Here is a 12,576-nt window from a genome sequence, read left to right as displayed (position 1 = left end):
CGCCCGACATTTTTGCCCGGAACTTACTTCCAGCCAATGTCGTCATCTATACGTAACTTCATCAAAACAGACACATTGACGCGTCTTGCGCAAGCCATCGCGCTGGCCGTGTCCGCTGTACTCGCGGGTTGTCAAAGCATGGATCAATCAGCCAAAACGGCCGAAAGACCCACGTTGAAACTGACCAAACGCATTCCTCAGGAGCCGATCTGGCTCAGCGAAAAACCCAGCCCTGTAGCCCCACAAGATGTGTGGGAGCGGATGCGTCAGGGTTTCAAGTTGCAGGAAGGCGTAGAAGTTAACCCGCGAATCGAACAACAGCGCCTGTGGTTCGCCAGCAACCCTTCGTTTCTCGAAAACGCAGGTGAGCGTGGCAGCCTTTATATTCACTACATCGTAGAGCGCCTCGAAGAACGCAACATGCCGCTGGAACTGGCTCTGCTGCCCGTCATTGAAAGCGCTTACAACCCGATGGCGTATTCTCACGCCAATGCCGTGGGTCTGTGGCAGTTCATTCCATCGACCGGCCGCTACTTCAACCTGCGCCAAACCCGTGCCTATGACGGGCGTAAAGACATCACCGCCTCAACCCTGGCGGCCATGAATTATCTGACCCGTCTGCATGACATGTTCAATGGCGACTGGTTGCTGGCGCTGGCGGCTTACAACGCAGGCGAAGGCACCGTAAGTCGGGCCATCGAACGCAACGAAAAGCTCGGTTTGCCGACGGATTACTGGAACCTGCCCCTGCCGCAGGAAACCAAAGACTACGTTCCGAAATTGTTGGCTCTGTCCCAAGTGGTGATGGCCCCTGAAGCCTATGGCATCAACCTGAACCCGATTGCCAACGAACCGTACTTCGAAATGGTTGAAATCAAACAATCCATGGACTTGTCCCGCGTTGCTGCGCTGGCCGAGATCGACGAAGACGAAATGTTTCAGCTCAATCCGGCTTACAAGCAACGAGCCACCACGGATGGCCCGCAGCATCTGCTGGTGCCGACCTCCAAAGCTCAGTTACTGACCACCAGCCTGTCCAACCTCAGACCTGATGAACTGATCAGCCTGCGCCCCAAAAAAGCGGTATTCGACAATGTGGCCAGCAACACGGCCGTGCGCCTTAACCGTAAGTACAAGGTCAAAAGTGGCGACAACCTGACCACCATTGCCAAGGCCAACAAGGTCAATGTCCGTGACTTGCAGCGCTGGAACAAACTGACCGGCAAAAACCTCAAGAGCGGCCAGATGCTGGTGATGCAGGACACGCGCAAACCCGCAGCCAGCAAGAAAGCCACCCAATACAAAGTGAAAAAGGGTGACTCGCTGTACATCGTCGCCAAACGCTTTAACGTCGAGATGCAACACCTCAAGCGCTGGAACCCTAACAGCGCCAAGGCACTCAAGCCTGGGCAAATGTTGACGGTTTCAAACCCACGCTAAGCGATTGCATAACAACACTGCGGGCAAGTTGACTCCTACATAAAACCAGGAAGCCACTTGCCCGCGGTGCTTTCTAGCGCAGCCTTTTTCCCGCAGATACAAGCTGTTACTGTAACCAAACCTAAGCCCAACGCCTGGATCGGATCTCTGACGTGATGCGTCCCCTCCTTTCGCTACTTATCTACCTGGCCTTGAGCTTTCCTGCCCGCGCAACCCTCAGCGAAAGCCACGGTTATGCGCAGTTCGGCACACTCAAGTACCCGGCCACGTTCACCCATTTCGATTGGGTCAACCCTGATGCGCCCAAAGGCGGGACGCTCAAGGTCATGGCCTTTGGCACCTTTGACACGCTCAACCCCTATACCTTCAAAGGCACAAGCCCGGTATCTACCCCCAACTTTCTGCAATATGGGGTCAACGAGCTGAATGAAACACTGATGGCAGGCACTGGCCAGTACGCGCCATCAGGCGACGAGCCGACCTCCAGTTACGGGTTGATCGCGCAATCCGTGGAGTACAACGAGACACGCAGTTGGGTGGTGTTCAACCTGCGGCCTGAGGCGCGCTTTCACGATGGCACTCCGATCACGGCCTCCGACGTTGCGTTCTCCTACAACCTCTTACGCAAAGAAGGCCACCCGCAGTACCGCACTCATTTGCAAGAAGTGCAGCGGGTGGACATTTTGGGCCCCAAGCGCATACGTTTTGTGTTCAAACGCTCTGGCAACCCGCTGCTGATTCTGCGACTCGGCGAACTGCCCGTTCTGCCTGAGCACTACTGGGCCAAACGCGACTTCAAAGCCACGACCTTTGAACCACCGCTGGGCAGTGGCCCTTATCGGATCAGCAAAGTCACACCGGGCCGCCACGTGGTCTTCGAACACGTCAAGAACTGGTGGGGCGCCAACCTGCCGGTCAATCGTGGCAAATACAATTTCGACCGGGTTGAGGTCGAGTTTTATCGCGACAGCGATGTCGCGTTCGAAGCCTTCAAGGCCGCAGAGTTCGACATCTACATCGAGCATCAGGCCAAGAACTGGGCCAACGGCTATAACTTCCCGGCCGTGCGCCGGGGGGATGTAATCAAAGCTCAAATCCCTCATCACATCCCGACTCAAACCCAGGGGCTGTTCATGAACAGCCGCCGCAGCACCTTCAATCAAACCAAAGTGCGTGAAGCGATGGGTTTGATGTTTGATTTTGAATGGGCGAACAGGGCGCTGTTCAATGGGGCCTACCAGCGTGCAACGAGCTTCTACCCCAACAGTGATTTCTCGGCCAGCGGCATCCCGCAGGGCCACGAATGGTTAATGCTTTCACCCTGGCGCACACAACTGCCGCCCGAATTGTTTACCCAGGCTTTTCGCCTGCCACAGACCGAGGGGCGTGGCATCCCTCGCCAAACCCTGCGCCGTGCGCTGGGTCTATTCGCTGAGAGCGGCTGGAAACTCTCAGGCCAGCGCTTGCTCAATGCAGACGGCAAGCCGTTAACCTTCGAAATATTGCTGGTAAACCCCAACCTTGAGCGCATTCTGCAACCGTACGTGGAAAACCTGGCGAGCATCGGCATTGCTGCACGCCTGCGTACCGTCGACCGGGCACAGTACAAGCAGCGCCTGGACCAGTTCGATTTCGACATGATCCTCATGACCCTGGACCAAACCTTGAGCCCCGGTCTTGAGCAGTGGCAGTACTTCCACTCCAGCCAGGCCAACGTCAAGGGCAGTAAAAACTATGCGGGGGTGGCCAACCCGGTTGTCGATCAATTACTTGAAAAACTGCTGGCGGCACAAACCCGCGAAGAACAACTGGCCGCTGGCCGGGCACTGGACCGCGTCTTGTTATGGCAGTACTACAGCATTCCTAACTGGTATCTGAACTATCACCGCCTGGCGTACCGCAACCGGTTCGCCTTCGTGACTACGCCGCCCTACAACTTGGGCCTGAGTGCGTGGTGGCTAAAGCCTACGGAGAAATCCCAATGATGCCTTTGCGTACATTGCTCAAGCCCCTCAGTGGCCTGCTATTGGCCGGCCTCAGTTGCCTGGCGCTCGCGGCGCCACAGCACGCGCTAACCCTGTACGACGAACCACCCAAATATCCGGCCAACTTCAAGCACGTTGATTATGTGAACCCGAATGCGCCAAAGGGCGGGACATTTCGCAAATCCGCCTTGGGGACTTTCGACAGCCTGAACCCGTTTATCAACAAAGGCGTACCGGCCGACAGCATCGACCTGACGTACGACACCCTGGCCCGCCAGAGCCTCGATGAACCCTTCACCGCATATGGCTTGATTGCGCAGAAAATTGAAAAGGCGCCCGATAACAGCTGGGTGCGTTTTTATCTGCGGCCCGAAGCCAAGTTCAATGATGGCCATCCCATTCGCGCTGAAGACGTCGTGTTCAGTTTCGATACGTTGATGAAAAACGGCTCGCCCTTGTTCAAGGGGTATTACAGCGACGTCGAAAAAGCGGTCGAAGAAAACCCGTTGCAAGTGACGTTCGTCTTCAAACACAACAAGAACCGCGAGCTGCCATTGATCCTCGGCCAATTGCCGGTGTTACCAAAACATTGGTGGGAAACCCGAGATTTCAGCAAGGGCAACCTCGAAATACCTGTCGGCAGCGGTCCGTACACCATCACTGAGATCAAGCCGGGGCGCTCGATTCGTTACGAACGCAACAAGGACTACTGGGGCAAAGACCTGCCCATCAACAAGGGGCTGTATAACTTTGACGCCATCACCATCGATTATTTCCGCGACAACAACGTGGCATTCGAAGCGCTCAAGGCAGGCCAATTTGACTACTGGTTTGAGATCAGCGCCAAAAATTGGGCCAGCGCTTATCACGTACCGGCGGTCAAACAGGGCCGTTTAATTAAAGAGGAAATTCGCAATGCCAACCCCACTGGCATGCAAGGCTTCATTTTTAATCTGCGCCGACCCATGTTCCAGGACATTCGTGTGCGCGAGGCGCTGAGCCTGTTATTCGACTTCGAATGGACCAACAAGCAGTTATTCAACGGTTCATATACCCGCACCAGCAGTTATTTCGAAAACTCGGAAATGGCCGCCAGCGCTCCGCCGACTGAAGAAGAGCTGGCAATTCTGGAGCCTTTGCGCGGGCAAATTCCCGATAAGGCATTTACCGAGGTATTCAAACCCGACGTCACCAATGCCACGGGCATGATTCGCGACCAACAGCGTCGCGCTTATCAATTACTGCAGGACGCCGGCTGGCGCATCGTTGACGACAAGATGGTCGATGCTCAGGGCAAGCCGGTGCGCATTGAGTTTCTAGTGGCGCAAACCGAATTCGAGCGCATTCTGCTGCCCTTCAAGCGCAACCTCCGCGACTTGGGCATCGACATGCAGATTCGCCGGGTCGATGTTTCGCAATACTTGAACCGTCTGCGCTCACGGGACTTCGACATGATTATCGGCAGTTTTCCGCAGTCCAGTTCTCCCGGCAGCGAGCAGCGCGAATACTGGGAGTCGCAAAGCGCCGAAAAACCCGGCAGCCGCAACTTCATGGGGCTAAAAGACCCTGCCATTGACCAACTCACCGAAGGTCTCATCCATGCCGATTCGCGCCAGAACCTGATCACTCATGCCCGCGCCCTGGACCGTGTGCTGCAATGGGGCTTTTACGTCATCCCTAACTGGCACATAAAAACCTGGCGCGTGGCGTATTCCAACCATATCGGCCACCCCACCGTGACCCCGTTGTATGACATCGGAATAGACACCTGGTGGGTCAAGCCCGATGTCGAACCGGTGACCTCCACCCAATCCACAAGCGAAAGCCTGGAGCCTTAGATGCTGGCGTATATATTCAGGCGACTGCTGTTGATCATCCCGACCCTGTTCGGGATCTTGCTGATTAACTTCATCATCATCCAGGCTGCGCCGGGTGGTCCGGTGGAGCAAATGATTGCCAAACTCGAAGGCTTCGACGGGGCGACCAGCCGTATCGCAGGCGGCGGCTCTGAGGTTTCGGTGGCAGGTTCCAACTACCGTGGCGCCCAAGGACTGGACCCGGCGCTGATCCAGGAAATCGAAAAAATGTACGGCTTCGACAAGCCCGCTCCCGAGCGCTTGTGGATCATGATCAAAAATTACGCCCACCTGGACTTCGGCGAGAGTTTTTTCAGGGATGCCAAAGTCATCGACCTGATCAAGGAGAAAATGCCTGTCTCCATCTCGCTTGGACTCTGGAGCACCTTGATCATGTACCTGGTGTCGATCCCGCTGGGTATCGCCAAAGCTACGCGACACGGCAGTCATTTCGACGTGTGGACCAGTTCGGCGATCATTATCGGCTATGCCATCCCGGCGTTCCTGTTTGCCATCTTATTGATCGTGGTCTTTGCCGGCGGCAGCTATCTGGACTGGTTCCCGCTACGCGGGCTGACCTCCAACAACTTCGACGAATTGAGCCTGGGCGGCAAAATCCTCGACTATTTCTGGCATCTGGCCTTACCCGTGACGGCATTGGTCATCGGCAACTTCGCCACGATGACCTTACTCACCAAAAACAGTTTTTTGGACGAGATCAACAAGCAATACGTGGTGACCGCCAAAGCCAAAGGACTGACCCATCATCGCGTGCTGTATGGCCACGTGTTTCGCAACGCGATGTTGCTGGTCATTGCCGGATTTCCATCAGCCTTTATCGGCATCTTCTTCACCGGTTCGCTATTGGTTGAGGTGATTTTCTCGCTGGATGGGTTGGGGCTTATGAGCTTTGAGGCGGCGATCAACCGCGATTACCCCGTTGTTTTTGGGACCTTGTTCATCTTCACCCTGGTCGGCCTGCTGGTGAAACTGATTGGCGACTTGTCATACACCCTGGTGGATCCGCGCATCGACTTTGAAAGCAGGGAGCATTGAGATGAAGTTATCGCCCCTCAATCGACGACGCTTCGCCCGCTTTAAAGCCAATAAACGCGGCTGGTGGTCACTGTGGATCTTTTTGGTGCTCTTCGGGCTGAGCCTGGGGGCCGAGTTAATTGCCAACGACAAACCGCTGGTGATCAGCTACGACGGCGAACTGTATTTCCCGGCTCTCAAACGCTACCCAGAGACTGACTTTGGCGGCGAGTTCCCACTGGAAGCGAACTACAAAAGCCCCTACATCCGCGAACTGCTGGCCAAGAAAGATGCCTGGGTGCTGTGGCCACCAATCCCCTATAGCTATCAGAGCATCAACTACGACTTGAAAGTCCCTGCCCCCGCACCGCCATCCGCTGAAAACTGGCTCGGCACCGACGATCAGGGTCGGGATGTGTTGGCCCGTGTGATTTATGGTTTTCGCATCTCCGTACTGTTTGCACTGACCCTGACTATTTTGAGTTCGATTATCGGCGTGATTGCCGGGGCGCTTCAGGGGTTCTATGGCGGCTGGGTAGACCTGGCAGGTCAGCGATTTCTGGAAATCTGGTCGGGCTTACCTGTCTTGTACCTGCTGATTATTCTTGCCAGTTTTGTGCAACCCAACTTCTGGTGGCTGCTGGGCATCATGCTGTTGTTTTCGTGGATGAGCCTGGTTGACGTGGTGCGGGCCGAATTCCTGCGCGGGCGTAACCTGGAATACGTACGCGCCGCCCGTGCCTTGGGCATGCAAGACATGGCCATCATGTATCGGCATATTTTGCCCAACGCGATGGTATCGACCATGACGTTCATGCCGTTCATTTTGACCGGTGCCATTGGCACTCTGACCGCACTGGACTTTTTAGGCTTCGGCCTTCCGCCGGGCGCGCCGTCTCTGGGCGAACTGGTCGCACAGGGCAAATCCAACTTGCAAGCGCCGTGGCTGGGTATCAGCGCCTTTGCGGTGCTGGCAATCATGCTCAGTTTGTTGGTGTTTATCGGTGAGTCCGCTCGCGATGCTTTCGACCCGAGGAAATGAGATGACGCAGGACAATCTGATAGAAGTGCGCGATCTTTCCGTGGAGTTTGTAGCCGGTGAGCAGCCACAACGCGTGGTGCAAAACATCAGCTTTGATATCAAGCGTGGCGAAACACTGGCGCTTGTAGGCGAAAGCGGATCAGGCAAGTCAGTCACTGCCCACTCCATCCTGAGACTGCTGCCCTACCCCATCGCTCGCCATCCCGGCGGTAGCATTCAGTATGCCGGGCAGGACTTATTGAGCCTGGACGAAAAAAAACTGCGCCATATTCGCGGCAATCGAATTGCCATGATTTTTCAAGAACCCATGACCTCGCTCAACCCCCTGCACAGCATTGAAAAACAAATCAACGAAGTGCTCGGCATCCACAAAGGGCTGTCAGGCAAGGCCGCCACTGAGCGCACGCTGGAGCTGTTGGAGCTGGTGGGCATCCCTGAGCCGCGCAAACGCCTCAAAGCCTTGCCACACGAGCTCTCCGGCGGCCAGAGACAACGTGTAATGATTGCCATGGCCCTGGCGAATGAACCCGAGCTGTTGATTGCGGACGAACCCACCACGGCGCTGGACGTCACCGTGCAGCTCAAAATTCTTGATTTGCTCAAGGATTTGCAGGCACGGCTGGGCATGTCGCTGTTACTGATCAGTCACGATTTGAACCTGGTTCGACGAATTGCGCACAGAGTATGTGTCATGCAGCGCGGTTGCATCGTCGAACAAGCATCGTGTGAACAGCTGTTCCGTTCGCCACAGCATCCCTATACCCGGGAACTGCTCAGTGCAGAACCCCGTGGCGGCCCGGCCGATACCGTTGCGGGCCCGCCATTGCTGGAAGTCGAGAACCTGAAAGTGTGGTTCCCGATCAAGAAAGGACTGTTGCGCAAAACCGTTGATTACGTAAAAGCGGTCGACGGCATTAACTTCAGCCTGCCCCGCGGTCAAACGCTGGGCATTGTGGGGGAAAGCGGATCAGGCAAATCGACCTTGGGTCTGGCCATCTTGCGACTGATTGCAAGCCAGGGCGCGATTCGTTTCGAAGACAAACAGCTAAACTGCTTGTCGCAAAAAGAAGTCAGGCCGTTACGACGGCAAATGCAGGTGGTGTTTCAAGACCCGTTTGGCAGCCTCAGCCCACGCATGAGCGTCAGCGAGATTGTGGGTGAGGGATTGCGTATTCACCAAATGGGCACCGCGCAAGAGCAGGAATCAGCAATTATTGAAGCATTGCGTGAAGTAGGTCTGGATCCGGAAACCCGGCACCGTTACCCTCACGAGTTTTCAGGTGGTCAACGGCAGAGAATCGCCATTGCCCGCGCATTAGTGTTAAAGCCAGCGTTGATTCTGCTGGACGAGCCAACCTCTGCGTTGGACAGAACCGTACAACGCCAGGTCGTCGAGCTCTTGCGCTCGCTGCAAGCCAAGTACAACCTGACGTATTTGTTTATCAGCCATGATCTGGCGGTAGTCAAAGCGCTGAGCCACCAATTGATGGTGGTCAAGCAAGGCCAAGTGGTCGAACAAGGTGATGCGCAACGTATTTTTGCCTCACCGCAACATGCATATACACAACAGCTACTGGAAGCTGCCTTTTTGGCACCAGTGGCTGTCGATTAATCTGATAGAGGAACAACACATGGGTTTTCTCGCCGGTAAGCGCGTCCTGATCGTCGGTGTCGCTAGCAAATTGTCCATCGCTTCTGGCATTGCTGCCGCCATGCACCGTGAAGGCGCTGAACTTGCTTTCACTTATCAGAACGAAAAGCTTAAAGGCCGCGTTGAAGAGTTCGCAGCAGGTTGGGGTTCCAACCCTGAGTTGTGCTTCCCTTGTGACGTTGCCAGCGATGAAGAAATCGCCAAGGTCTTCGAAGACTTGAGCAAGAAGTGGGACGGCCTGGACTGCATCGTTCACTCCGTAGGTTTCGCACCGGGCGACCAACTGGATGGCGACTTCACCGACGCCACCACCCGTGAGGGCTTCCGCATTGCTCACGACATCAGCGCCTACAGCTTCGTGGCCCTGGCCAAAGCCGGTCGCCCGATGATGAAAGGCCGCAATGGCAGCCTGCTGACCCTGTCCTACCTGGGCGCTGAGCGCACTATGCCTAACTACAACGTGATGGGTATGGCAAAGGCCAGCCTTGAAGCGGGCGTACGTTACCTGGCGGGTAGCCTGGGCCCGGAAGGCACCCGTGTTAACTGCGTGTCAGCCGGTCCGATCCGCACCTTGGCTGCTTCGGGCATCAAGAACTTCCGTAAAATGCTGGCGGCTAACGAAGCGCAAACGCCGCTGCGTCGTAACGTCACCATCGACGAAGTCGGCAATGCTGGCGCCTTCTTGTGCTCCGACCTGGCGTCGGGCATCAGCGGCGAAATCATGTACGTAGACGGCGGCTTCAACACCACCGCAATGGGCAGCCTCGAGGAATAAACCTTCGCTGGCGCTCCATTAAAAACGCCCGACGCAGTGATGCGCCGGGCGTTTTTCGTTGCAGGGGACAAGTGGTTTTTTGCACCGATCACAACGGCGCGTATGACACGCGGTATTAAATGGTATTGATCACAGGCCATTTGATTATCGGTGTTGGTGTTGGCGTTGCCGCATGGGTAGTTCGATTGCGAAGCAGTCGTAAACCCGATGACGGCGGTGCGCTTGACACACCAACCTGAATGATTTTACGACCGCTACGCCTGTGGACGTAGCACCGACATGCCTTCGCTGCCATAAAAAATGGCCGCTCATTGAGCGGCCATTTTTAGTGAAGCGCGTGATCCAACGCTTAGTAGCGCTCGACCTTCGCTTCGTTTTCCAACTGCTTGCGATACGCAGCAAAGTCTTGCTGGCCTGCACGCGAAGCGAGGAAGCGACGATAAGACGCTTTTTCCTCTTCAGTCGGCTTGGCGGCATCGTTGACACCGTTCAAACGCAACACAACCACACTGCCATCGGCCAAGGTCACACTGCCAAACGCCGGCTTGTCCTTGGCGGCAGGCTTAGGCATACGGAACACGGCTTGCAGCACGGCCGGGTCAATCCCGTCCTGACTACGCGCCACCGCCTCCTCAACCGTCCAAGACTGACCATCAATTGGCTCATTCAACGGCAACTTGCCATCACGCAGACCTTTAATGATGTCTTCAGCTTTGGTTTTGGCCGCCGCACTGGCGTGTTCTTTAACCAACTGAGCACGGATGCTTGAAGCAACGGCGTCCAGCGGCAACTGCTCTGGCTTGCGATGCTCTTTGACACGCAGCACAACAACTGTCTCAGGATCGAGTTCGATGGCGGTGCTGTTGGCACCTTCATCCATGACTTCGGTGCTGAAGGCGGCTTGAACGACAGCGCGATTGGCGGCAACGCCCTCGCCCCCTTCACGGCCAAATGGCGCAGACGTATGAACTGTAAGCTTCAGCTCTTGAGCAGGCTGGGCAAGATCAGACGCTTCGAAAGCCGAATCTTCAAGCTGCTTGCTGGCATCGACAAAACGCTGCTCAACCTGTTGAGTCTTCAGATCACGCGTCAATTTGTCTTTGAGACTGGCAAAGCTTGGAACCTCGGGCGCTTCAACGTCCAACAGCTTGATCAGGTGATAACCAAAGCTGGTGCGCACAGGCTGCGATACTTGATCTTTGTTGAGCGCATACAGTGCTGTTTCAAAGACAGGATCGTAGACACCCGGCCCGGCGAAGCCCAGATCACCACCACTGGCGGCCGAACCCGGGTCTTGAGAGAACTCTTTGGCTAACGCCTCGAAGCTTTCGCCTTTATCCAGGCGCTGCTGGATTTCAGCAATCTTGGCCTTGGCTTGCTCATCGCTGACTTTGTCGTTGACCTCAATCAGGATGTGCGCAGCACGACGCTGCTCGGCCAGATTGGCGATCTCTTTCTGATACAACGCTTGCAGCTCTTCGTCCTTAACCGCCACCTGATCGAAAAAGGCTGACTTCTTCAATTCGATGTAGTCGATAACGACCTGATCAGGGGTCATGAACTCTTTTGCGTGCTCGTCGTAGTAAGCCTTAACTTCGTCATCGGTCAATTTCACCGCAGCCGGATCGGCCTTGATGTTCAACGAAGCGAAATCACGGGTTTGTTTTTCAAGACGGGCGAACGCGTTGACCTGTTCATCGGTTACAAAACCGCTACCTGCCAAGCCGGCACGTACCTGACCGATCAACATTTCCTCAGCCAGCATGTCGCGAAATTGCAGGCGGCCGTAACCAAGCTGACGAATCACTTGATCGAATCGCTCAGGGCTGAATTTGCCATCCACCTGGAATTCAGGCGTTTGCAAAATAACCTGATCCAAGGCTGCTTCCGAGAAAGAGAACTTGGCCTGGTTAGCACCCTGGAGCAACAGCTTGCGATCAATCAACCCTTTGAGGGCCGCTTCACGCAGCATCTTCTCGTCCAGCAAAGAGGCATCAAAATCTTTGCCTAGCTGCTGCATCAACTGGCGACGTTGCATGTCGACAGCTTGGCTGAGCTCGGTTTGAGTGATCTCTTCACCGTTTACCTTGGCGGCATCCTTGCTGGTAGAGGTGGCTTGAAAAATGGCATCGAAACCGGTCAACGCCATTAACGCGACGATGACACCGATGATGGTCTTGGCAATCCAGCCTTGTGAATTGTCCCTGATATTTTGCAGCATGCTTCCCCCAGAAACGGTCTTACTTAATGAACAACCGTGGAGCGTGGGTAGAGTCCGGATAGAAGAAAGGCGCATCCGAGGATGCGCCTTCTCGTAACTGGCGGAGCGGACCGGGCTCGAACCCGCGACCCCCGGCGTAACAGATCGATGTTGACATCAACTGCACTACCGCTCCGCTGCCAAGCCTGGCGTGCGCCTGACCCGGTTGGGTAAAAGGTATTACAGAAACTTAGTTAACCGCTTCTTTCAGTGCTTTACCGGCTTTGAAGCCAGGTTTTTTAGCAGCAGGAATTTCCAGCGTTTTACCGGTCTGTGGGTTACGACCCGTACGAGCAGGACGATCGGTCACAGAGAAAGTACCAAAGCCAACCAGTACCACAGAGTCGCCAGCCTTAAGAGCGCCAGTGACGGATTCGATCACTGCGTCCAGCGCACGGCCAGCAGCAGCTTTCGGGATATCAGCAGATGCAGCGATAGCATCAATCAGTTCCGACTTGTTCACTCTAAGTCCCCTTATATCTATCTGAGAATGTTTCTAAAGTTTTTTTGGTAAAAGCAAAACGACTGCTGA

At 55.2% G+C, this 12,576-nt stretch carries 9 protein-coding genes; 7 read left to right on the top strand and 2 right to left on the bottom strand.

What is annotated here, in order from left to right; genetic code table 11:
* The first annotated feature begins 36 nt into the window (after positions 1-36).
* From TU86_RS07250 to fabI, 7 genes are all read left to right on the top strand, one after another.
* The gene (locus tag TU86_RS07250; protein WP_048363604.1) at positions 37-1,440 is read left to right on the top strand and encodes a transglycosylase SLT domain-containing protein; all 1,404 of its coding nucleotides are present in this window, start codon (positions 37-39) and stop codon (positions 1,438-1,440) included.
* Between the two features lie 155 nt (positions 1,441-1,595).
* Positions 1,596-3,425 (top strand): extracellular solute-binding protein, encoded by a 1,830-nt coding sequence (locus tag TU86_RS07245; RefSeq protein ID WP_048363603.1) that lies wholly within the window; start codon positions 1,596-1,598, stop codon positions 3,423-3,425.
* Positions 3,422-5,263: an extracellular solute-binding protein gene (locus TU86_RS07240; RefSeq protein WP_048363602.1), complete on the top strand. Its 1,842-nt coding sequence runs from the start codon at positions 3,422-3,424 to the stop codon at positions 5,261-5,263. Before TU86_RS07245 ends, TU86_RS07240 begins: the two co-directional genes overlap by 4 nt.
* On the top strand, positions 5,264-6,337 hold the full coding sequence (locus tag TU86_RS07235; RefSeq protein WP_048363601.1) for a microcin C ABC transporter permease YejB: 1,074 nt from the start codon (positions 5,264-5,266) through the stop codon (positions 6,335-6,337).
* A gap of 1 nt (position 6,338) precedes the next feature.
* Positions 6,339-7,358 carry an ABC transporter permease gene (locus TU86_RS07230; protein WP_048363600.1) on the top strand — a complete coding sequence of 340 codons (1,020 nt, stop codon included), beginning with the start codon at positions 6,339-6,341 and terminating at the stop codon, positions 7,356-7,358.
* 1 nt (position 7,359) lies between these two features.
* Positions 7,360-8,970 (top strand): ABC transporter ATP-binding protein, encoded by a 1,611-nt coding sequence (locus TU86_RS07225; RefSeq protein ID WP_048363599.1) that lies wholly within the window; start codon positions 7,360-7,362, stop codon positions 8,968-8,970.
* Between the two features lie 19 nt (positions 8,971-8,989).
* Positions 8,990-9,784, top strand: a complete 795-nt coding sequence (fabI, locus tag TU86_RS07220; RefSeq protein WP_003441378.1) for an enoyl-ACP reductase FabI — start codon at positions 8,990-8,992, stop codon at positions 9,782-9,784.
* 349 nt (positions 9,785-10,133) lie between these two features.
* On the opposite strand, the gene TU86_RS07215 is transcribed toward fabI, so the two are convergent.
* Positions 10,134-12,005: a SurA N-terminal domain-containing protein gene (locus tag TU86_RS07215; protein ID WP_048363598.1), complete on the bottom strand. Its 1,872-nt coding sequence runs from the start codon at positions 12,003-12,005 to the stop codon at positions 10,134-10,136.
* A gap of 229 nt (positions 12,006-12,234) precedes the next feature.
* A complete protein-coding gene (locus TU86_RS07210) occupies positions 12,235-12,507 on the bottom strand; it encodes an HU family DNA-binding protein (RefSeq protein WP_003183171.1) in 273 nt (90 codons plus the stop codon).
* Positions 12,508-12,576 lie beyond the last annotated feature (69 nt).

The sequence above is a fragment of the Pseudomonas weihenstephanensis genome (assembly GCF_001043055.1).
GTDB classification, from domain to species: domain Bacteria; phylum Pseudomonadota; class Gammaproteobacteria; order Pseudomonadales; family Pseudomonadaceae; genus Aquipseudomonas; species Aquipseudomonas weihenstephanensis.
The sequence above is the reverse complement of the archived record's forward strand: the minus strand, read 5'-3'. Positions and strand labels throughout refer to the sequence as shown.